Origin of the sequence: Neorhizobium sp. JUb45, assembly GCF_004343585.1 — a bacterium.
Lineage (GTDB): Bacteria > Pseudomonadota > Alphaproteobacteria > Rhizobiales > Rhizobiaceae > Neorhizobium.
The window spans coordinates 364,392-387,228 of record NZ_SLYW01000004.1; the positions used below are offsets into that span (position 1 = coordinate 364,392).

The following is a 22,837-nucleotide window of genomic DNA, read 5'->3' on the forward strand; positions in this document are numbered from 1 at the left end:
GCGCACGGGGAGTGCGGAATGGGAGGTACGGATAGGTCGAACGGGAACCTATTCGCTTTCCTTGGCAAATCAAGCCTTGTTGCGCCCGCCATGTGACCTAAGCGGGCGCGTTTTTTGAGATGGGTAAGGGTATCGATCAGCGGCCGACGGCGGTCTCGACCGTGTTGCCGACGGAGCGGCCGAGACGATCGACCTGATCGCCGTAATTGCGGCGCGTGGCCGGATCGAAGATCGAGATCGGTGCATTGACGGCAACACTTGCCGCTCCGCCCACCGTCTGCGCCGTGCCCAGCGCCACCGCGCCGATACGGTCGCCAAGCCCGACATCGCTGTCGGTCACGGTCTGGCCGGCGATCAGGCGGTTGCCGAGCAGTTTCACCACTTCCGGGCTTTCGGCGAACTTGCCGTGGTTGAGGCGATCGCCGCCCTTCAAGGCCGTCAGGTCGAGCACGACGATGCCCTGTTTTTCGAATTCGGAACGATAGGGCTCGACGGTCGGGTCCACCTGACCCAGGCGATCGATATTGCCGGAAATCCGGCGCGACAGGCCGAGCGCGCGGTCGTCACGCGAAACGAACAGGGTGAAATGCGGGCCCTTCGGTCCGATTTCGGCGATCTGGCGACCGAACACATCGACGTCCAGATCGGGCGAAGCAAGGATGACGTTCTGGATTTTCGGCGACACTCTGCCGTCACGGATCGCCATCTGTCGCAGCGCTTCCACCGTCACCCACGAACCCATCGAGTGCGCCATCACAACCACTTCCCCCACTTCCGGGTTGCGGGAGATGGTGCGCAACATGTCTTCCAGCGCATCGCGCGAATAGTTGGTGCTTTCCTTGTCGTAATTATAGGCAAAGATGCTGCCGCGCGATGGCCATGTGAACAGGATCGGCGCCACGTCTGCACCACTGTCATGCACGATCTGCGCATAACGATAGATGGCGTCTTCATAACGGTTGTTGAAGCCGTGAACGAAGACCATCACCCGTTTGCTTTTGGGCAGGTGATCGTGCAGCCAGCGATGCGCCTGCGGTTTTTCCATCGGGGTCACCGAAAGCGTGGCGAACTCCTTGTCCGGGTTGGCCGGCAGTTTTTTCGGCCACTGGACCTGGCCGACTTCACGGGCGCTATCGGGCGGAATGGAAACGGCAATCTCGGTGATGGCCGGCTCGGCACCGCGCTCGCCGGAATAAAGCACGCCGGGTGTTTCCGAGGGGCGGCGGGTGGTGGCGACCAGAACATCGACCTTGGACGTGCCGGAAACAGATGCGGCAGCCGTCGGGATCAGCACGCCTTCGGGTCGGCCGGCGCAGCTCGAAAGAATGCCGAGCACTGCCGCCACGGCGACGAGACGATGATAAGGGGTGATACGCACGCACGCTCCACGTTGCCAGCCAAGGGCTACAGCTAGTTCACCTTGGCGCGCAGGTCCATTGTTTTGGGCAAGCGCTGGTCGGACTTGGCTGAGCGGTGTCGCAGCGATGCAACGCGTTTTCCGCTGATCCCAAGTCCTTCCGCTGTCACTCCCGCAACATCCGCCTCAAAATCTTGCCGACATTGGATTTCGGCAGTTCCGAACGAAACTCGATGAAGCGCGGGCGTTTGTAGTTGGTCAGGTTGGCCACGCAATGTGCCTTCAGATCCTCTTCCGTCAGGTTCGGATCCTTCTTGACCACAAAGATCTTCACCGCCTCGCCGGAGTGTTCACAGGGCACGCCAACCGCCGCGCATTCCAGCACGCCCGGATGCATGGCCACCACTTCCTCGACCTCGTTCGGATAAACGTTGAAACCGGAAACAAGGATCATGTCCTTCTTGCGGTCGACGATCTTCACGTAACCCTTGCCATCCATGAAGCCCACGTCACCGGAGCGGAAATAGCCGTCCGGCGTCATCACCCTGGCCGTCTCCGCCGGCTGCTGCCAGTAACCGGCCATCACCTGCGGTCCACGGATGCAGATTTCACCGACTTCGCCGTTCGGCAAAACGGTATCGTCGTCATCGCGGATGGTGATGTCGGTGGAGGGGATCGGCAGGCCGATCGTGCCGGTGAATTCCGTCGTGTCCAGCCGATTGGCGGTGGCGACGGGGGAGGTTTCGGAAAGGCCGTAACCTTCGGTCACCGGGCAGCCGGTCATCTGGAACCATCGCTCGGCCACCGGCCGCTGCACGGCCATGCCGCCGCCGAACACCAGGATCAGCGAGGAAAGATCGAGTTTCTGGAAATCGGCATTGTTCATCAGCGCGTTGAACAGGGTGTTGAGACCCGGAAATACATGGGGCTGGCTTTTGCCGAGTTCGGCGACGAAGGCGGGGATGTCGCGCGGATTGGGGATGAGGATGTTGTGGCTGCCGGTCGCCACCCCCATCAGCGAATTCACCGTCAGCGCAAAGATGTGGTAGAGCGGCAGCGCGCAGACGAAGTTCAAAACCTCCGGCTTCTGCTTGTTGATGAAGGCCGTTTCCAGCCAGTAGCCCATCTGCTCCTGATTGGAGAGAAGGTTGCCATGGGTCAGCACCGCGCCCTTGGAAACGCCGGTCGTGCCGCCGGTATATTGCAGGAAGGCGATATCGCTCAGCGACACCTCGACCGGTTTCAGTGTCTGGGCAGCACCCTTAGACAGCACGGACTTGAAGCTCAGTGCAGATGGTATCGACCATTCCGGCACCAGCTTCTTGACCCGGCGCACGACGAGATTGACGATATGGCCCTTGAGGCCAAGCATGTCGCCCATCGTGGTGACGACGACATGGCGCAGCGGCGTCTTGCCCAGAACCTGCTGCACGGTATTGGCAAAATTTTCGAGAACGAAGATCGCGGTCGCGCCGGAATCCTTGATCTGGTGTTCCAGTTCGCGCGGCGTGTAGAGCGGGTTGACGTTGACCACGATCATCCCGGCGCGCAAAATGCCGTAAACCGTCACCGGGTTCTGCAGGATGTTTGGCATCATCACCGCAACGCGGTCGCCCTTTTTCAGGCCTTGCGCCTGCAGGAAGGCGGCGATCTTGCGGCTTTCGCGTTCCATCGCCTCATAGGTGAGGCCCTTGCCCATGCTGGAAAAGGCGGTGCGGCCGGCAAAACGCTGGCAGCTTTCCTCGAACAACTCGCCCAGTGAGCTGTGGTGGAGCGGCGGCAATTCTGCCGGAACGTTCGGCGGATAGGATGCCAGCCAGATCTTTTCGACAGGCGTGCGGGCCGGTGCGGCTGCAAGGTCAGTCATTCATTCTCCCTCCCTTTTATCGGCGTTCCCGTTTCCGGCCACCTTGCGGGAACCGAAAGCCATACTGCCTCACTGTGACAAGTGCAAAGGTCCTCCACCTTTTCACTTGGCCGGCAGTATCGCACGGACGCGGCCTCATCGGCCAATCACGAGAAGATTAGATAACCTTGACGTAAACGTCAATTATGCCCGGTGCCGTCCACATCCGAAAGAAACTCGGGATTTTTCCGGAACCATGCCGGAGATGGCGAGTTTGATTCCTGTAATTCTGAAGTGCAATCAACAAGAGGAGGTGCATCATGTTGCATCAGGAACCCCGCGCCGGTCAGGAACCCCGCGCCGGTCAGGACCCTTACATCAAGGATAGCCACTCCCTGATTGCCAGCGACAAGGTCGAAGGCACCAAGGTTTACGGCGCCGATAACAAGCGTATCGGCTCTATCGAACGCATTCTTCTTGAAAAACGCGGCGGCCGCGTTGCCTACGCTGTCGTCAGCTTCGGCGGTTTCCTCGGTATCGGCGATGACTATTACCCGCTGCCGTGGGAAAAGCTGCGCTACGACGAACAGCTCGACGGTTACCGCATCGACCTGACCAAGGACCAGATTACCGGCGCTCCGCGCTACAAGGATCTGGATGACGACAGCTGGTACGGCAGCAACGACCGCAAGGTCTATGATTATTACGGCGTCCCGCCATACTGGATGTAATGTTCAGGTAATCCTGATCCGTTGATCTGGATAGTAATCTTGATTGGAGGCTCCGCTTGCGGGGCCTCTTTTCGTTGTTTAAGGCTCCATAAGCAAAACTGAACTGATCTTCGGACAAGATTGGCAATGGTACCGGCATGAGCGGACAAACGACCATCATACGCGATTTCGAACGCGGCGATATCGACGGCGTGGCACGTCTGTTTCAGCTCACGTTTCGAGGTGCCTCCAAGGGCAAGGTTTCTCCGTCCGTTTCGCTGAATGCCTGCCTCGAGCAATCGTTTTTTCAGCATCCATGGGCCGACCCCGGCATTTCCTCGAAAGTGGTGGTGGGCGAGGGAGGACATGTGTCCGGCTTCATCGGCGTCTTGCCGGCACGGCTGGAAATCGATGGCCGATCCATTACCGCGGCTTTTGCCGGTTCGATGATGGTGGAAAATCCCAAGGCCGATCCATTGGCGGGCGCCCGGCTTCTGCGTGCCTTTCTGGCCGGCCCACAGGATATCTCGCTGACGGAAACAGCCAATTCCACCGCACTCGGCATGTGGCAGAAACTCGGCCATCCGCTCGATCCGGGCTATAGCTTCAACTGGATGAAGGTGCTGCGGCCGGTTTCGACGGGCATGCAGTTGATGGAGCGGTCCTTGCCCGTCGCCCGCGTCTTGCGCCCGCTCGGCCGTATCGCCGATCGTGCCGTCTCGGTTATCCGCCCTCCGTCCTTCACCGGTGGTGAGGCGCGCCGGCTGGAGTTCCGTGATGTCACGATGCAGGAGTTCGGCAACGCGCTGCTGTCCTTGAAGGATGCCTATGCCATGCGACCGGCATGGGATGACGGCACGCTCGGCTGGTTTCTCGATCAGGCCGAGCAGAAACGCAATCTGGGTTATCCCGAATGGCGTGTCGCCCATGGTCCCGATGGACGGCCGGTCGCAGCCTATGCCTATTTCGCAAAGATGGGTGGCATTGGCTGGGTGTTGCAGGCCGTGTCATTGCCAGCCCGAGCGGCTGATCTCGTCGATGACCTTTTCGCCCATGCGCATGCTTATGGCTGCGCATCGGTGCGCGGTGCGGCGCATCCGTGGCTCATTCCATCTCTGATGCAGAAACGCGCCATCTTCATGGGCCGCGCCTTCTACGTCGCCCACGCCCGAGACAAATCGCTGCTTGAGCCGATCAAGGCCGGTCAGGCGTTGATCAGCGGGCTGGCCGGCGAAAGCTGGATGCGCCTGATCGGCGACCGGTTCGACGACTGACCAAAGGAACGGCCCGACAATCCGCTGAATTGCCGGGCCGGTATGTCTTGGAAATGTTGTGCCTTGGCTTATCAGTCGATCAGCTTTTTCGGGTCGGCATGCAGATATTCGGCGACCTTGCGCTTCGACGCGATATTGCGCCACACGGCATCCACCTGATCCGGCGTCAGGCCGGCAACCTCGCCGGTTTCCTCACGCGAAACGCCGTTGTCGAGCGCATAAAGGCAAAGGTCCATGCGGTCATAGGGCAGCGAGAAGTAATACTCGTCCTGACCCTGCGGCAGCGACCATGTGTCGGTGGTCGGCGGGCGGCGGCGGATTTCTTCCGGCACGCCAAGCGCTTCCGCCAACTGGTAGACCTGCGTCTTGTAGAGATGCGCGATCGGCTTGAAATCGGCAGCGCCATCGCCGTTCTTGACGAAAAAGCCCTGATCGTATTCCAGCCGGTTCGGCGTGCCTGCCACCGCATAGTTCAGCCGGTCGGCATGGTAATATTCTATCTGCTTGCGGGTCCGCTGCTTCATGTTGGCAGCAGCGATCATGCCGAGATAGACGTCGAGCGGCATGCGGTGGCGGCTCTGTTCGCCGGCCGGATTGGCAACCACCAGCCAGGAAATATTGTAACCGCGGCCGGTCAGTGCATCTTCCAGCACCACCTTGCAGCCCCAGCCTTCGGAAAATTCCGGCACGACCTGACGGATGAAACCGTCGCGGCGCGTATAGCAGCCGGCAGCGGCCAGCGCCGAGCCGATATCTTCCAGAACGGTCTCGACACCGGTCGCGGCGGCCAGCGCCTGTCCGAGACGCAGGCTGTCCGGATCACTGTCATGTTCGGGCATGAAAATGCCGGTCACCTTTTGCGGGCCGAAGGCGCGGGCGCAAAGCGCTGCCGTGACGCTGGAATCGATGCCGCCGGAAATACCCAGCACCGCACCGCGCTTGCGCAGATCCTTCGCCACCGTGTCGCGCAGCCAAACGCAGATGCGCTCGATCTCGGCCTCGGTATCGAGCTTCAGGCTGTCTGCGGAAAATTTCTTTGTTCCTGTCATCAAGCTATCCTGCCCTTTTCGTTGTCGCTGGCCTCTGGCGCCTTTGCGGCATTGAGGCGAATTTTGCCCGTTGCCGTCTTCGGCAGGGCATCGTGAAATTCCACCATTTTGGGAACCATGAAATCTTCGAGATGTGTGGCGCAGTGGCGCTGGACCAGCCGCTCGCTCAGGCCGGCCGCCGGGTCTGCCGCCACATGCGCCTTGATCACCTGCCCGAAAACCGCATCGTCTACACCTTCGACCGCGGCTTCCAGCACGCCGGGCAGGGCGTAGAGCACACGCTCCACTTCCTGCGGGCTGACCTTTTCGCCACGTGTCTTGATGATGTCGTCGCGGCGGGCGACGAAATAGAGAAAACCGTCTTCGTCGGCGCGAAACAGATCGCCGGTATGCAGGCGCAAGCCGTTGGAGCCGGGACGCAGGGCAGTTGTGGTCGCAGCGTCATCGCGCCAGTAACCGCGCATCACATGCGGGCCTTCGACCACAAGTTCACCGGTTTCGCCCGCTGCGACGGACAGACCGTTTTCATCGATAATGGAAACACTTGTGCCCGGAATGGCATTGCCGACCGAGATCGGTCGCGACGTCACCTCGTCCGGTGGCAGATAGGTGGTGCGCAGGCATTCCGTCTGGCCGTACATCAGATAGAGCGCCGCATGCGGCAGGGATTTTTGCAGGCGCTCGGTGGTGGTCGGCGGCAGGCCGGCGGCGGCATTGGTCATGTATCGCAGAGTGGGAAGCGTTTGCGCGCTCAGGTCCGGCATACCGGCAAACAGTGCTGCCATGGCCGGCACCAGCGGAAAGCCGGTCACCGCCTCGCTCTGCAGGCGCGACAGGATCACGCGCGGAAAGGCAAAGCTTTTCTCCAGAACAAGCGTGCCGCCCACCATCGCCATCGTCACCATCTGGGTGATGCCGTAACCATGCGACAGCGGCAGCACGCTCAGCACGATATCATCCGCGGAGTTCCGGAGGTAACCGGTGATCGAGGTGCAGGCGGCAGTGACATTGGCATGTGTCAGCATCACGCCTTTCGGCAGCCCGGTGGAGCCGGATGTGTGGATCAGCAGCGCCAGATCGTCTTCGCGCAGGCCTTGCGGCGGCTGGAAAACCGCGTCAACGCCGATCAGATCCTCGTAAGACAACGTATCGTCGATGGGGAAAGCCGCTTGCGCAACGATGATGACGGGCCTGTTGCCGAAAAGGTCGCAGGCAGCCTCGACGATTGGCATAAGCCGCGCATGAGCGATGATCGCCGCCGGTTCGATACTGCGAAAAATCTCCGCAAGCTTTTCTGCCTTGATCGATGGATGCAGCGGGCAGGCGACGCCGCCGACTTTCCAAGTGGCGAAAAACGAAACGACCGCTTCGCTGCCATTGTCGAGAAGGAAGACGACGCGATCACCGGGCTTGAACCCCGTCGCTGCCAGACGTGCAGCGATACGGGAGGAGAAGCGATCGGTTTCGTCATAGCTCAGGCGAATGTCACCGGCGACGACGGCGGTCTTGCCCGGTCGCTGGATCGCATTCTGCGCGATGAAGGTTTCGATCCGCACGCCCGTTCTCCCGGCAGCGATGCGCCAAATCAGGCCGCAGCCTTTTTCGATGTCAGATAGGCGGTGACGCGCGAGATGCTGTCGAGATTGTCCGGTACGATCTCTTCATCCGCAACAGAAATGCCGTAGGTGCTTTCAAGATAGGCGATCAGCTCGAGAACGCCGGTCGAATCCATTACACCGCTGTCGAGCAGGGACTGATCATCGGCAATTTCGGCATCGGCACGAAACAGAAAGTTTTCGGCAATGAAGCTGCGCACGTTGTTTGCGTAATCGGACATAGGGTTGATACCTCTCATCAATTGAGCAGGGCAATAACGTCCCAGGTTGTCCTGACGTCCGGGGCCCCCACAGCACTAGCAGACCATATGCATCAACATCCCTGAATCTTTCGCTAATCAAGTTGCGGGCATTTGCCAGCGTCTTGCCATGCGTGCATGGGAGATGCTTCAGGATTCGGCGGATTTCGAAGTATCCGGTTTTTTCTGCAAGTTTTGGAACCGTTCGCGATCCGCGAGGTTACACTCTTTCTATCCATAAATATGGCAAAGGGAGACAGTGAATCATGCCTATGCGATTTGACAGCATTGTATCGCCCGACGAACATCTGCTGACGGTTCAGGAAGCTTTGGAGCCACTTTATCTCAAACTGGAGGTGGAGGCCGAGGCAAAGCTTCTCAAGGCCGCATTGCGTGCCGGATGGTCGGCAGATGAGGCATCACAGGCCATTGATCAGTTGCGGCGTCACGAACTTTCGTCCGCAGCCGGAACGCAGCACTGATTGATATTTTTGCTGCCTATGGTTAATATATTTTACATTAATCAACTATTGATTGCGGGTCTGGCCGCCGTCACTACACTCTCCGACATGCCGCTTTAACTTCATCGACAGGCAAGCCTGCCTGCGGTAGCGGTGTTTGGGGAGATGTAATGGGAAAGTTGCTTTCATCGAGCCGCCGTTCAATGGTTTATCTCAATAGTTTTGCCATCCTCGCTGGAGCGTTTGTCGGGGGAGGCGCTTTTCTTGGAAGCGGGCGGCAGGCCTTTGCCTGTGGTGACACGCCCTATCTTGGTGAAATATGCACGTTTGCTTTCGGTTATTGCCCGAGGGGATTTGCCCCCGCCGATGGCAGCCTTGTATCGGTCCAGCAGAACTCGGCGCTTTTCGCACTGCTGGGCACGGTCTATGGCGGCAATGGCACTCAGACGTTCGCACTGCCTGACCTGAAGGGGCGCGCCGCGGTCAATGTCGGCACGGGGGCCGGCTTGAGCGAGGTTGTCCTGGGCATGAAGTCTGGCGTGCAGCAAATCACGCTGACGCAGCAGCAGATGCCGCAACACACGCATGGTGCGGCTTTTACCGGCACGGGTGGCGGCAACCAGACGATCAATGTCGATGCCGTGCCGAGCACGCTTGCGGCGCAGCCGCATTTCGTCGCAAAGCAGGCGACTGGCGTCGCGGCGATTGCCGCCGGATCATATCTTGGGCAGAGCGGAACCGGCACGGGATCGGCGACAATCTACGTCCCGCAGAATTCAACCGCTGCCGACGTCGCTCTGTCAGGTGTCACTGTCGGCTTGACCGGCGATCCTGGGCGGCCCGCGTTCAACTTCACGGTGCAGTCGGGTTTTACAGCCGGCACAGTTACCGTGTCGCCCGCCGGTGGTTCTCAGCCGGTCGTCACCCAGTCGCCAACGCTCGGCCTGACCCAGTGCATTGCCACGGTAGGCGTGTTTCCTCCGCGCCCCTGAGAAGGGTTATGGGTCTGCGGCTCACGGAATATCACGCAGGGGCATCATTACATCGATTGAGTGATGCTGTCGATCAATGCACGCATATGTGGCATATTCGTCATATCGCATAAAAATATGATTAACACTCTTCTTTTCCTGTTGAGTTGTCTCAAAATGCAATAATAAGTTGCATTAGGATGATTTGATATGATGGTGAGGAGTGGTGTTGATGCAGGCTGATCGCTGGCAGGTGCTTCTAGGCGCGATTTTGCATCAATTCACCAATGTCTTCATTCCCTTTGTCGTGGTCATTCTGGCTCTGCTGTCATCCACGCAGCCGGCGCAGGCTCTTTCTACTGCCTGCATCGCCGTCAATAACGATTGGGGAGTACTTCAGACCTTCGGCCCCGTTTCTGGCGGTGACGCGCCGATGGAGCGCGAGTACGATCAGGGCTTTGCTGCCAATGAACGGCTATCGTTTTTCGCCAAGACAACAAACAGCACTCCGGAAGAAAAAACTACAGGCAGTCCGGAGAACAACGGCTCCGCCCAACTTGGTTTTTATGATTATTTGGTTTTGGATATGGCTTATCGCCCCGGTGGGGGTGAAGAGTTGCTGATCAACAGCACGTTGCAACCTGATACAAGCTCAACGCTAGGCATCACGGCAAGCGGCTCTACCAATGTCGGCTCAATGGGCACGATCGAGGTTCGCGTCAATTGTTATGGTGATACGCCGACAGTGACGGCACTGTCTCCTGCCTCGGGCAGTGTTCTCGGCGGAAACAGCATCACCCTCACAGGCACCGATTTCACCGGTGTGAGCGTTGTGTCCTTCGGCGGCACCAACACCACCTTCACGGTTCTCGATGATTCGCATATCAGTGCGACCGTGCCTGCCGGTGCCGCAGCTGGTCCGGTCAATGTCAGGGTCACCAGCGCCGGCGGTACCAGTGCCGTGGCCGCCGCCAACCAGTATACCTATCTGCCGCTGCCGGTGGTCACGTCTATCAGCCCAAATACCGGTCCGACGGCAGGCGGCAATCCCGTCGTTATCGATGGTACCGACCTCACCGGCGCTACGGTCACCTTTGATGGTAGTCCTGCAACCATCTTGGCTGCGAGCGCCACACAGATCACCGTCACGGCCCCGCTCCGGGCAACCGCCGGAACCGTCGATATCATCGTAACGACGCCAACCGGATCGAGCGGACCTGTTGCCGCGGCCAAGTACACCTATGTCGGACAGCCTGCCATCACCTCGCTCGCACCCGACCGCGGCCCGGTCACGGCGGGCAACACCGTCATCATCACGGGAAGCAATTTCATTGGTGTCACGGCGGTGAGCTTTGGCGCTAGCTCGGTCTCGTTCGTGGAAAATTCGCCAACCCAGATCACCGCGACCGCGCCTGCCGGGGTGGCCGAAAGCACGGTCGGGGTGACGGTGACCGGAACCGGCGGGACAAGCAGCGGTGGCGGCAACCAGTACACCTTCGCCGGCACTCCCAGCGTGTCCGGAATATTGCCGGCAAGCGGTCCGCTGGGCGGCAGTTCGGGCATCCTCATATCCGGCAGCAATCTCGCCTTTGCTACCGTTTTCTTCGATGGCGTTCCGGTCAGCGTCACGGCCAATACCGCAAGCCAGGTCACGGTCACGGCCCCGGCCCATGCCGCTGGCGATGTCGCGGTTCTGGTCAGCACCGCAGGTGGGAGCACGGTTGCCGGGAGCTTTACCTATCGGACCCTGCCGCTCGTTTCGACCGTGTCTCCCAATTCCGGACCATTGGCCGGCGGCAACAGTGTCACCATAACCGGTTCCGGGCTCGAAAACCCCGTGTCTGTGACGTTCGGTGGCATAGCCGGTGCGGTGACGGCCAGCAGCGATACGTCGATCACCGTCAACGTGCCGTCCCAGACGTCGGCGGTTGTCGTGGATGTCGTGGTCACCACTTCGGGCGGCATCAGCACCACCGGCACTGGCGCCTATACCTATCTTGCCGTGCCGGTCGTCGGCTCGATCTCACCGACATCGGGGCCATTGGCAGGCGGGACGACCGTGACGATTACCGGCACCGGTTTTACCGCCGATTCAACGGTCGTATTCGGCTCGGTGGCCGGCAACAATATTGTCTTTGGAAATTCGACAACGCTTACGGCGCAATCGCCGGGCGGGGCTGCCGGACCAGTCGGTGTCAGCGTAACGACACCGGGCGGCACAAGTGGCGCCGCCAGCCAGTTCACCTATCTTGCTGCGCCGGTTGCCACTAATTCCGTAGCCACCGTGGCGGCAAACAGCAGCGCTTCGCCGATAACGCTCAATGTCACCGGCACCGGCATTACCGGTGTGGCGGTAACGACCGCTGCGACGCATGGCAACGCTATAGCGTCCGGCACCACAATCAGCTACACGCCCACCGCCGGATATTCCGGCACGGACAGTTTTTCCTACACAGCGACAAATGCCGGCGGCACATCGGCACCGGCAACCGTCACCATCACGGTCACGCCACCGGTGCTGAGCCTGTTGCCGGCAGCGGGAGTGCTTCCCGCAGGCCAGACCGGGATCACCTATAGTCAGACCTTCACGGCAGCGGGCGGTACTCCCAATTATACCTATACGGTCCCTCCCGGTACTTTGCCGGCCGGCCTTTCACTGTCTCCGTCAGGAGTGCTCGGCGGAGTGCCCACAACCATCGGCACGTCGTCGTTTTCCGTCACGGCAATGGATGTCTATGGCGCGACCGGCACCGCCATCTACAATCTGACCATTACCGAACAGCCGCCGATCGCCAATTCCTTCACGGCGGTGGTGCCGATCAATTCCAGCGGCAATACCATCACGCCAAATCTCGCCGGTGGTAGCGCAGCCTCTCTCGACGTTTCATCGCAACCGGCCAACGGTTCGACTTCCGTCAACGGTTTGACGCTGAGCTACACGCCAAACCCCGGCTTTAGCGGCAATGACGGTTTTGATTATACGGCAACCAATGGCGGCGGCACGTCTGCACCTGCCACGGTCACTGTCACCGTCGTCAATCCTACCCTTACGCTTGCGCCCGCCACGGGCGCCTTGCCGGCAGCAATTGTCGGAACGGCCTATTCCCAGACGATCACCACATCGGGAGGGACCGGGACATATGCATATACCGTCACGGCAGGGGCACTTCCCGCGGGACTCAGTCTCTCTGCTTCAGGCGTGATCGCAGGCACACCAACGGCGGTCGCCAGTGCATCCTTTACCATCACCTCCACGGATACGGCCCCGGCCTTCGGTCTTGCCAGTTACACACTGACGGTCGGGCCTGCACTGCCGGTCGCATCCGATGTGTCGTTCAGCATCGCTGCCAATGCCGCGGCAACGCCTGTCCCGCTCGCCCTGTCGGGTGGTCCGGCAACTGCCGTGATGGTTTCTGCACCCCCCTCACACGGTGCTGCCACGGCTTCGGGTACCGGCATTTCCTACGCGCCGACGGCCGGTTATTCCGGTGCCGACAGCTTCACCTATATCGCCAGAAATGCCTCCGGAGACTCTGCTCCGGCAACCGTGACGGTCACGGTTGCCGCCCCGACCCTGACGTTTTCGCCCGTGGCCGGCGCGCTGCCGGACGGCATGGTGGGAGCGGCCTATAACGAGACCATCGTAGCTTCGGCCGGCACTTCGCCCTATTCCTATGGGCTCGGGGGCGGGGCTTTGCCAGTTGGCATCTCCCTTGATCCGTCCACCGGCGCACTCACGGGAGCGCCGACCACGGCCGGGTCCAGCAGCTTCACGATCACCGCAACAGATGCCTATGGTGCCACCGGAAGCAGCGCCTACACGATCAACGTTGCCGTGCAGCCTCCGATCGCCAATCCTGTCTCGGCGACGGTGGTGCGGGATGCGGTCAACACCCCGATCGCGCTGAGCATAACCGGCGGTCCGGCAAACTCGGTTAACGTCACCACGCCGCCATCGAACGGAACGACGTCCATTTCGGGCACCACGATAACGTACACGCCGACGGCCGGTTACGTCGGTGCCGACAGTCTTGCCTATACGGCCAGCAATGGGTCCGGCACGTCTACGCCAGCCACGGTCTCGATCACGATCACCAATCCCACGCTTGTGCTCGCGCCGGCGGCGGGACCGCTGCCGGATGGCACTGTCGACACTAGCTACAGCCAGATGCTGTCGGCATCGGGTGGAACCGCGCCTTACAGTTTTGCGGTCAGCGGTGGCAGCCTGCCGGCGGGTCTCGCGCTCGCGCCCGGCAGCGATCTGATTTCCGGCGTGCCCACGGCTACCGGCACCTACACCATTTCGATCACCGCGACCGATGCCGGCGGCGCAACGGGTGTCGTCGGCTACACGCTGCGTATTCTCCCTGCGGCACTAGTTCTGTCACCGCCGACCGGCAGCGGTCTGCCGCCGGCCACTATCGGAACTGCCTATTCCTACACCGGCATCAGCGCGAGTGGTGGTAGCGGGCCGGCAAGTTTTGCCGCAACGGGGCTGCCGCCGGGCCTCGCCATGGCCGCCAGCGGCGCCATCAACGGCACGCCCACGGCGGCTGGCAACTACTCGCTGAATGTCACCGCCACGGATACGGGCGGTGCGATTGCCACTGCCACCTATGAACTCACCGTCAATGCGGGTTCCGGCGCATTCGTCTTCTCTCCGCCAGGCGGCGCCTTGCCGCAAGCGATGGTGGGAGAAGCCTATAGTCAGGACATTTCCGCCACGGGCGGTGTCGCGCCGCTGATCTACAGCCTTGCCAGCGGCAGTCTGCCTCCCGGTCTCGTCCTCAATGTCTCCAATGGCGATCTCAATGGTCCGCTGACGGCCGATGCCGCGCCGGGCACCTACAGTTTCAGCATCGCAGTGCGCGACGCCGCCGGCGTGACCGGCTCCGCCAGTTTCACCCTGCAGGTTTCTGCGCGTGCCGTCACCGTTGCCAACAAGGAGGTCATCGTGCCGCCCGGTGGCACGCCGCCGAATGTCTATCTCAATGCCGGTGCGACCGGCGGGCCGTTCGTCGATGCGACGCTTGGCAGCGTTTCTCCACCTGCCGCCGGCACGGCAGAGATCATTCGCGGTGAACTGGCGCAGGCCGGGCCGGTTGCCCCAAGCGGTTTTTACCTGCGTTTCACGCCCAATCCCGGTTTCTCCGGAAGGGTTGTTGTCGGATACCAGTTGATCAGCGCCCTGGGTGCCTCCAATGTCGGCACTGTCGCCTATAGCCTCAATTTCAACCCCGCTGCCGTCGCCGAGGATATCGACGAACTCGTCCATGATTTCGTGCGCACCCGACAAAACCTCCTGTCATCGACCATCAGGGTGCCGGGGCTTCTGGAGCGGCGACGGATGGAAAACGCCCGCGATCCCGTCACCATCCGCATGTCGCCACAGGAAACCGGCATGCGTGCCGCGTTCTCGACCAGCCTGGCGCAGATGGAAGCGGCCCGTGATCGTGCCGACGGGCTGGATGCCGCCGGGCCGCGCCCGTTCAATATATGGATAGATGGGGCCATCCGCATTCACGGCGGTGGCGACAATGAAGACGATGAAGACGATCGCTGGGGCAGTTTTGCGCTTTTGTCGGTCGGCATGGATTACCTGCTCAGCGACCGTGCATTGATCGGCATCTCCGCGCATTTCGACAGGATGACCGATCCCGCCGATGAGGATGCGGAGCTGACAGGCAATGGCTGGTTCGCCGGTCCATACGTGTCGCTGGAAATCGCAAAGGGTGTGTTCTTCGATACCAGCCTGCTTTATGGCGGTTCATGGAATGATATCGATACGGCGTTCTTCGATGGCAAATTCGATACGACGCGCTGGATGTGGGATGGCTCCCTCAAGGGCGAGTGGTATCTCGACGAGGTCACGGTGGTCACGCCGAAATTGCGGGCCGTCTATCTGACCGAAACGGTCAAGGATTATGCCGTCAGCAACGATGCGGGTGACAAGCTGCTGCTCGAAGGGTTTTCCATGGAGCAGTTGCGCGCCAGCATCGGTGCGGAAATCGAGCGCCGGATCATGCTCAGCAACGGCATGGTGCTGACGCCGCGTCTGGGTGCCACGGTCGGCTTGGCAGGCCTTGATGGCGAAGGCACGTTTGCCACGGTCACCGCCGCTGCGTCGTTGCAGACTGAAACCGCCTGGATGTTCGATGTCGCACTTCTGTTCGATATCGAAGGCGAGGGGGATGTCAGCGTCGGCGCGCGGGCACGGATGTCCACGCGGTTCTGAACGGACAGTGGATTTCGTTGGTCGAGGCGGGCTGGCCGCCTCGAAAAACGCAATCAGACAATCATTGTCCCGGCAGGATGCGCATCGAAAACACGTAGATCGGCAGGCGACCGCCCAGCACATCGCTGTTGAGATAGATGCGGCCCGGCCGGTTCGGCGCAAGCGAGCGATCGAAATTCACCCGAAACAGTGCATCGGTCTTTTCCTGCGTGGCGCGGAAACGATGGCGCGAGCAACCGCCAAGGCTGCCGAAATCGCAACGCACGGCCACTTCGACCGAGCGGTCTGCAGCCGTCTGCAATGTCACGGCGACGGTCGATGTCTTGCCAGCCATTTCCCGCAGGATTTCCGGTGGCACTTCGATGGCGACCTCGCCATCCGGGCCGGGTGATTGTGAGGTGATGCGCACGGCCTGTCCACCTGAGGCGTTCACGGCTTCAACTGTCGCGCCGCCGGCCGGAACAACACCCTCCGTACCCTTTGGAATGAAAATCTCTGCCCATTCCTCGGAAAAGCCGCGGCCCGGCTCGAAGCCGGTCGGTGCCTGACTGTTGCCACCGCTGCCGTTGACCGGCGTGCTGGAAAGATCCGGCATGACGATAATGCCGTTCTGGGCGGCCCACCATACGCCCCATCCTGCGCCACCCAATACGATGAGTGGCAGAACCAGACCGGAAATCCAGCGCCGGCGCTTGCGCGGGCGTCCTTCTTTTCCAGCGGCGATATCCAGTCGCGCGGCGCGCGGCGTCTGCGGCTGTGCGGCCACCCGCGCCGGAGCCGCCTGTTTCTTGCTTTGCCACCAGCGGCGCGGGCGTGGCTGCTCGGTCTCGAGCTCCCGCCTTGGGCGCAGTTCCGCAGGTTGCTCGCGACCACCACGACGCGACACGCCGAGATCGCCAAGGCTTCCGGCATCGGATGGAACGGCGGCAGCATTGTCCCGTCGCGGACCTCCAACCAGAAGCGAAAGATCGTCCTGTGCATCCTGCGCAGTGGCGGAGCCGATGATCGGCGCATCATCGCGGTTTTCGGTCCGCTGCGGCGCATCGGCCGGCGGGCGGGCGGGCGGTGCCACGGTGTTGGCACTGGTGTTCGAATTCGGAGCCGGGCTGACCGGTTGAATGGCTGGCGTTTGGGCGCGTTCGATCGCCAGACGCTGGCGTTCTTCGAATTCGATTTCACGAATTTTGGCTTCCAGTCGCTGCCGCTGTGCATCCACGACATCAGGATTGGTCACGTCCTGCTTGCGCAGGCCTGCTTCCAGCGCCTGCCGGGCGGAATGGTAGATGCGCGCCCGGATATCTGCATTGTTTCGTTCGGATTGCGCGAGCGCGTTCCTGATGGCTTTTTCCAAACCGCTCACTGCCGGGCCCTGATATCGATACGTCCGCTCATATTAATCTTTCGGTAGACTTTTAGGGAATGAACTGCAAGTCGTGCATCCTGCAATGCGGTGAATAAGGCCCTGGGTGGGTGGCGAACGAACCACTGCCCTGCGGCAATTGCATGGCCGATTTGTGCGGTGATCCGGCCCTGTCTTGGGCTTTTGGCTGCGGCTGTGGATATCGCGTTGGCGGAAATGCACCGATCGATACAAATCCGTCTTGAAATCCTCTCTCTTTGCCTGTATCAGCCCCTTCACATCGCTGCCGGGTGCTTCCTGGCAAGCGAGGGCCGCTTTAGCTCAGTTGGTAGAGCACGTCATTCGTAATGACGGGGTCAGGTGTTCGAGTCACCTAAGCGGCACCATTTACCCTCCAATGAAAAACAGCTTTTGCACATGCTTTTTGATGTTCATGACAAATGTCATCGCATGCGCGTGCGATGTCTGGCGATAGGATCAAAGTTGAACGAGCGCTGGTTTGCCAACGCCGCATCGATGCCCCATATTCGCCTTCATCTCGCAACGAAGGCCGAGCGCCTGGAGACCCTATGACTGCCTCACATACTGCCGCCCCGGAGGCGACGTCGGAAACCCGCAAGTTCCTCGTCCTCCTGCTCGGGTGCATCGGCGTGGTCTACGGCGATATCGGCACCAGCCCTCTTTATGCCTTCCGCGAAGCGCTGCGACCTTTCGCCAAAAACGGCGCCGTGCACCATGCCGAAGTCATCGGCATGATCTCGCTGATGGTATGGACGCTGACCATCCTCGTCACGTTCAAATACGTGCTTTTCCTGCTGCGTGCCGATAACGACGGCGAAGGCGGCACGCTGTCGCTTCTGGCGCTGTTGATGAAAAAGACCGGCAGCTACACGCCGGTCCTGTTTTTCGCCGGTCTCATCGGTTCGGCGCTGTTCATCGGCGACGCCATGATCACCCCGGCACTGTCGGTCATGTCGGCGCTCGAAGGCCTGAAACTGGTGACGCCCGCTTTCGACGGTTATGTTCTGCCCATGGCTGCCGCCGTCATGGTCGGCGTTTTTGCGGTTCAGTCCAAGGGTACGGCTGCCGTCTCCAATTTTTTCGGGCCGATTACCGTCCTCTGGTTCCTCGTCATGGCCTGGGGCGGCATCATCCATATCGGCGATGACTGGACCATCCTTAAGGCGCTAAACCCGATCAACGCTTTGTGGTTCATCACCCATGCCGGCACGGTCGGTTTCATCATTCTCGGCGCCGTCTTCCTGACGGTCACCGGTGCCGAAGCGCTCTATGCCGACCTCGGCCACTTCGGCCGCAAGCCGATCCAGACCGCATGGTTCATCCTGGTTTTCCCGGCGCTGGCACTGAACTATCTGGGGCAGGGCGCGCTTGTGCTCACCGATCCGTCTGCCATCGCCAATCCGTTTTACCTGATGTACCCCGATTGGGCGCTGCTGCCGGTCGTCATCCTCGCCACAATGGCCACCATCATCGCCAGCCAGGCGGTCATCACCGGTGCGTTTTCGCTTGCCCGCCAGGCCGTCCATCTCGGTTTTCTGCCGCGTCTCGCCATCAAGTTCACGTCGGAAACGAATACCGGGCAGATCTATGTGCCGGCGGTCAATGGCATCCTGTTCATTGGCGTCATCATCCTGATCTTCTCGTTCGGCGATTCCGAATCGCTGGCCACCGCCTATGGCATCTCGGTCACGGGTGCCATGGTGGTGACGACACTGATGTCGTTCCAGTTCCTGCGCTCGGTGCGTGGATACAAGGCCATCACCGCAGCACTTCTGCTGTTGCCGCTCTTCATAATCGAAGCCGTCTTCCTTGCCGCCAACCTGCTGAAAATCCATGATGGTGGCTGGGTGCCGGTCGTGCTGGCGCTTGCCATCATGTTGATCATGTGGACCTGGACCAAGGGTTCGAAATACCTGAAGGAGAAAACGGCGCGAAACGACATCCCGCTCGAAACCTTCATCAAGTCGGTGGAAAGCTCGATCGATCGTGAATCCGATCACGCGCCGGTTACCGTGCCGGGCACCGCGGTTTTCCTCACCAGCGTACCGGATCGCACGCCGGGCGTGCTGCTGCACAACATCAAGCACAATCACGTCCTGCACGACCAGAACGTCATCCTCACAGTATGGACGCAGGACAAGCCCTATGTGCCTGATAGCGAGCGTGTGGAGATGCATCGCCTGTCGAAACGCTTCGTCCGCCTCGACATCACCTTCGGCTTCATGGATGAGCCCAATGTCACCAAGGCGCTGACGCTCTGCAAGAAAAAGGGTTTCAAGTTCGAGATCATGCAGACCTCGTTCTATCTCGGCCGCCGCAACCTTATCAGCACGCCGAATACCGGTTTGTCGGGCTGGCAGGAGCATCTTTATATCGGTCTTGCCGATTTCAGCATCGACCCGTCGGCCTATTTCAAGCTGCCGCCGAACCGCGTTGTCGAACTGGGAGAACAGGTGGCGATCTGACGCCACCTCATCCTGCCGGAATACCATTGGAACAAATCGGCCTTTCCGGGTGTTGCCTGCTCATCTGAAGCTCGTCCACCCGGGAGCCCTCGATGAGCACTTCCCCGTCCGCCCGAGATTCCGCCGCTTATCCCTATCAGGCGGTATTCATTCCCTTTCCCTTCGTCTGCTTCACGCTGACGCTGTTCACCGATCTCGCCTATTGGCAGACGGCCAATCTTATGTGGACGAATTTTTCCGCATGGCTGCTGTTTGCCGGCCTGATTTTCGGCGCGATCGGCCTGCTCGCCGGCTTGGCCGATCTGGTGCGGTCACGAACCCGGCCGCTGCGCCCCGGTTTTCTGGTCATTCTGCTGTATCTCGTCATCCTGGCGCTGGCGATCTTCAACAGCCTGCTGCATGCCGGCGATGGCTGGACGGCGATCGTGCCTTACGGCCTTGCCACTTCCGCCGTCACCTTCGTGCTGATGATTTTCACGGCAGCGCTGTCGTCCCGCAAATATGCCCGGCTGGCCTGGAGGATCTGACCCATGAACAAGCGTCTCGCTTATACCGTCGTCCTGTCCGCCTCGCTCGGTCTTGCCCTTTCCGCCTGCAGCGACAGCAATGACAATTTCGATACGGCCCAGCAGGTCGGCCCCGATCCCGTCCTGCCCGAGCCGATTTCGCTGCTGCTGCCGGATCTGAAGGTAGCCGAAGTGATCGGCTGGAAGGACAATGAAACCCCCGCCGTTGCCGACGGGCTGAAGGTCACGGCCTATGCCAAGGATCTCGTTAATCCGCGCACGGTGCACACCCTGCCGAATGGCGATGTGCTGGTGGTGCAGTCGCGCGGGCCGGAAGGCAAGCCGCTGTCGCGACCCAAGGACTATATCCGCGGTTTCATCATGTCGATGGCAAGCGGTGGCGGCGGTTCTCCGCCGCCCAGCAATCTCATCACCCTGCTGCGTGATACCAATCGCGATGGCACCGTCGATGAGCGCCACGATCTGCTGAAGGACCTGCATTCGCCCTTCGGGCTCGCCTGGATCGACAACACGCTGTATGTCGCCGCCGCCGATGCCATTGTCGCTTATCCTTACGAACTGGGGCAGACGGCGATTTCCGGTGACCCGCGCGTGCTGACGCCGCTGCCCGGCGGCCCGCTCAATCACCACTGGACCAAGGATCTGGCACTCAGCCCCGATGGCCGCATGCTGTATGTCTCGGTCGGTTCCAATTCCAACGCCGCCGAAAACGGGCTGGAAGCCGAAAAGGGCCGTGCCGCCATCTGGCAGGTGGATCGCCAGACGGGTGCCGCCCGCGTTTTCGCATCCGGTTTGCGCAATCCGAACGGCCTGACCTTCAATCCCGAGACGGGCGCGCTCTGGACCGTCGTCAACGAACGCGACGAACTCGGCCCCAATCTCGTGCCCGACTACATGACCTCCGTGAAGGAAGGTGCCTTTTACGGCTGGCCGTGGAGTTATTACGGCAATCATGTCGATGCCCGCGTCTATCCGCCACGGCCCGACATGGTCGAGCGCGCCATCAAACCGGACTATGCGTTGTCTAGCCACGTTGCCGCGCTCGGCCTGACATTCACGCAAGGGGCGGCCATGCCGGATGCCTATGCGGCGGGCGCCTTTGTCGGCCAGCGCGGCAGCTGGAACCGCCGCGCCTTCAACGGCTATAAGGTCGTCTACATACCGTTTGAAAACGGCATGCCGAACGGCAAGCCGCAGGATATCGTGACCGGTTTCCTGCAGAACGAACAGGCGCGTGGCCGCCCGGTCGGTCTCGGCATCGATGGAACCGGTGCGCTGCTGGTTGCGGACGATGCCGGCAACACGGTCTGGCGGGTCGCGGCCGCCGACGGCAAGGTGACACCGCAGCCGGTTGGCACCGATCAGGTTTCGCCTGTCCAGCAGACGGCGGCGCCAGCGCAAGCCAGCCCGCCGCCGGCATCGGGAACGGCCCCGTCGCCGACGGAAATCGCCCCCGCCACGCAGCCGTGAAAAGTATCGGTCCGGAAGTGGATAATTTTTATCCACATAAGTGATCCAATGGGCTATTGGGGGAGTGCGCAGGCATTCCCCCAACGCATGTTCGGTGTTATCTGCGAACCCAGCGGGTCTTCCTGGCCTGCAAAATGCAGATAAATGCAGGACCTGAACATGGCACATGTCCGACGCCCATCCGCGGATGAAACCGACCGTTTGCTGAACCCTTCGCGACGCCAATTGTTGACGGGGATAGCCACCGGTCTCTCGGCCCCGGCACTGCTCGGCACCGGGGTCCTGTCGATGACGGCATCTAAGGCGCGCGCGGCCGACGACAGTCTTCTGTTCAAGCATGTCTATGGCGACGTCACCCTGGAACAGCCGGCAAGCCGCGTTGTTTCGCTCGGTTTCACAACGCAGGATTCGCTGCTGGCGCTCGGCACGCCGCCGGTTGGCATTCGCGAATGGTTCGGCGCTCGCCCATACGCCGTCTGGCCCTGGGCGGAGAGCTATCTGGGCGATGCCAAGCCCACCGTCATCTCCGGCGAAGTCTCCATCGAGATCGTCGCCTCGCTGCAGCCGGACCTGATCATCGGTGTCGGCTCCGGCATCTCCAAGGCCGAATACGACGTGCTGTCGCAGGTGGCGCCGGTGCTGATGCAGCCCGTCGACAATCCGTCCTATGGCACCCGTTGGGATATCCAGACGGAAATGTTCGGCCGCGCGCTCGGCAAGGTCGAAAAGGCCAATGAGCTGATCGCCAGAAACAGGGCACTGTTTGCCGCCGTTCGTGAGCGTCATCTGGATTGGGCCGGCAAGACAGCCGTCTGCGCCTACAATTTCAGCGGCGAGACCGGTGCCTTCATCGGCTCCGACACACGCGCCACCTTCATGGCCGAGCTCGGCTTCAAGCCCACGGAAAAGCTGGTCGGCCTGAAGACTGCGCAGGGTTTTTACGCACCGCAATCGCCGGAGGATCTGTCGGCGCTTGATGCAGACCTGCTGGTCTGGATCTCGTCCTTCGATACCGTGCCGGATATTGTCGCTCTTCCCATGCGCAAGACCTTGAAGGCGCACAGGCAAGGTCGCGAAGTCTTGGCAGGCGCGCTGATTGCCGGCGCACTTTCCTTCGGCAGCGTGCTGTCCCTGCCTTTTGCGCTCGGTGAGCTGGAAGGGGATATCGCGCTGGCGCTCGACGGCGATCCGGCAACGACGGTGCCGTCCAGCGTCAAGGCGGGTCTGGCTCCGTGA

At 60.9% G+C, this 22,837-nt stretch carries 15 protein-coding genes and 1 tRNA gene; 10 read left to right on the forward strand and 6 right to left on the reverse strand.

Translation table 11 applies throughout. The features are described 5' to 3' along the window. Positions 1–136 precede the first annotated feature (136 nt). Together EDF70_RS18610 and EDF70_RS18615 are read right to left on the reverse strand one after the other, a co-directional pair. Positions 137–1,378, reverse strand: coding sequence for an alpha/beta hydrolase (locus EDF70_RS18610; RefSeq protein WP_132276592.1), 1,242 nt, complete (start codon positions 1,376–1,378; stop codon positions 137–139). A 145-nt stretch (positions 1,379–1,523) separates the two neighbouring features. Then, positions 1,524–3,224 carry a long-chain-fatty-acid--CoA ligase gene (locus tag EDF70_RS18615; protein WP_132276594.1) on the reverse strand — a complete coding sequence of 567 codons (1,701 nt, stop codon included), beginning with the start codon at positions 3,222–3,224 and terminating at the stop codon, positions 1,524–1,526. Positions 3,225–3,523: 299 nt separating this feature from the next. Here EDF70_RS18615 and EDF70_RS18620 point away from each other — a divergent pair, with 299 nt between their 5' ends. Both EDF70_RS18620 and EDF70_RS18625 read left to right on the forward strand, forming a co-directional pair. Next, positions 3,524–3,934 (forward strand): PRC-barrel domain-containing protein, encoded by a 411-nt coding sequence (locus tag EDF70_RS18620; RefSeq protein ID WP_132276596.1) that lies wholly within the window; start codon positions 3,524–3,526, stop codon positions 3,932–3,934. A 137-nt stretch (positions 3,935–4,071) separates the two neighbouring features. Then, positions 4,072–5,187, forward strand: coding sequence for a hypothetical protein (locus EDF70_RS18625; RefSeq protein WP_132276598.1), 1,116 nt, complete (start codon positions 4,072–4,074; stop codon positions 5,185–5,187). A 71-nt stretch (positions 5,188–5,258) separates the two neighbouring features. Here the strand turns inward: EDF70_RS18625 and nadE are convergent, their stop codons facing one another. The 3 genes from nadE to EDF70_RS18640 are packed head-to-tail and all read right to left on the reverse strand — an operon-like array spanning position 5,259 to position 8,073. Next, the gene (gene nadE, locus EDF70_RS18630) at positions 5,259–6,236 is read right to left on the reverse strand and encodes an NAD(+) synthase (protein ID WP_132276600.1); all 978 of its coding nucleotides are present in this window, start codon (positions 6,234–6,236) and stop codon (positions 5,259–5,261) included. Then, positions 6,236–7,792 carry a class I adenylate-forming enzyme family protein gene (locus EDF70_RS18635; RefSeq protein ID WP_132276602.1) on the reverse strand — a complete coding sequence of 519 codons (1,557 nt, stop codon included), beginning with the start codon at positions 7,790–7,792 and terminating at the stop codon, positions 6,236–6,238. The genes nadE and EDF70_RS18635 overlap by 1 nt, the downstream gene beginning before the upstream one ends. Before the next feature lie 29 nt (positions 7,793–7,821). Then, positions 7,822–8,073, reverse strand: a complete 252-nt coding sequence (locus tag EDF70_RS18640) for an acyl carrier protein (RefSeq protein WP_132276604.1) — start codon at positions 8,071–8,073, stop codon at positions 7,822–7,824. A gap of 284 nt (positions 8,074–8,357) precedes the next feature. Here EDF70_RS18640 and EDF70_RS18645 point away from each other — a divergent pair, with 284 nt between their 5' ends. From EDF70_RS18645 to EDF70_RS18655, 3 genes are all read left to right on the forward strand, one after another. After that, complete coding sequence (locus tag EDF70_RS18645; RefSeq protein WP_132276606.1) at positions 8,358–8,573, forward strand: hypothetical protein; 216 nt, start codon at positions 8,358–8,360, stop codon at positions 8,571–8,573. A gap of 149 nt (positions 8,574–8,722) precedes the next feature. After that, entirely contained in the window at positions 8,723–9,544 is an 822-nt protein-coding gene (locus EDF70_RS18650) for a tail fiber protein (RefSeq protein WP_132276608.1), read from the forward strand. 211 nt (positions 9,545–9,755) lie between these two features. Beyond that, positions 9,756–15,758: an IPT/TIG domain-containing protein gene (locus tag EDF70_RS18655; protein WP_132276610.1), complete on the forward strand. Its 6,003-nt coding sequence runs from the start codon at positions 9,756–9,758 to the stop codon at positions 15,756–15,758. A gap of 61 nt (positions 15,759–15,819) precedes the next feature. Here EDF70_RS18655 and EDF70_RS18660 read toward each other — a convergent pair whose 3' ends face one another. Further along, positions 15,820–17,118, reverse strand: coding sequence for a hypothetical protein (locus EDF70_RS18660; RefSeq protein WP_132276612.1), 1,299 nt, complete (start codon positions 17,116–17,118; stop codon positions 15,820–15,822). Positions 17,119–17,428: 310 nt separating this feature from the next. Between EDF70_RS18660 and EDF70_RS18665 the strand changes: the two genes are divergently transcribed. From EDF70_RS18665 to EDF70_RS18685, 5 genes are all read left to right on the forward strand, one after another. Beyond that, positions 17,429–17,504: transfer RNA gene (locus EDF70_RS18665), tRNA-Thr, on the forward strand. A gap of 183 nt (positions 17,505–17,687) precedes the next feature. Further along, positions 17,688–19,604, forward strand: coding sequence for a potassium transporter Kup (locus tag EDF70_RS18670; RefSeq protein WP_132276614.1), 1,917 nt, complete (start codon positions 17,688–17,690; stop codon positions 19,602–19,604). A 92-nt stretch (positions 19,605–19,696) separates the two neighbouring features. Continuing rightward, the gene (locus EDF70_RS18675; RefSeq protein WP_132276616.1) at positions 19,697–20,131 is read left to right on the forward strand and encodes a DUF2231 domain-containing protein; all 435 of its coding nucleotides are present in this window, start codon (positions 19,697–19,699) and stop codon (positions 20,129–20,131) included. Between the two features lie 3 nt (positions 20,132–20,134). After that, complete coding sequence (locus tag EDF70_RS18680; RefSeq protein ID WP_132276618.1) at positions 20,135–21,601, forward strand: sorbosone dehydrogenase family protein; 1,467 nt, start codon at positions 20,135–20,137, stop codon at positions 21,599–21,601. Between the two features lie 159 nt (positions 21,602–21,760). Then, positions 21,761–22,837 (forward strand): ABC transporter substrate-binding protein, encoded by a 1,077-nt coding sequence (locus tag EDF70_RS18685; RefSeq protein ID WP_132276620.1) that lies wholly within the window; start codon positions 21,761–21,763, stop codon positions 22,835–22,837.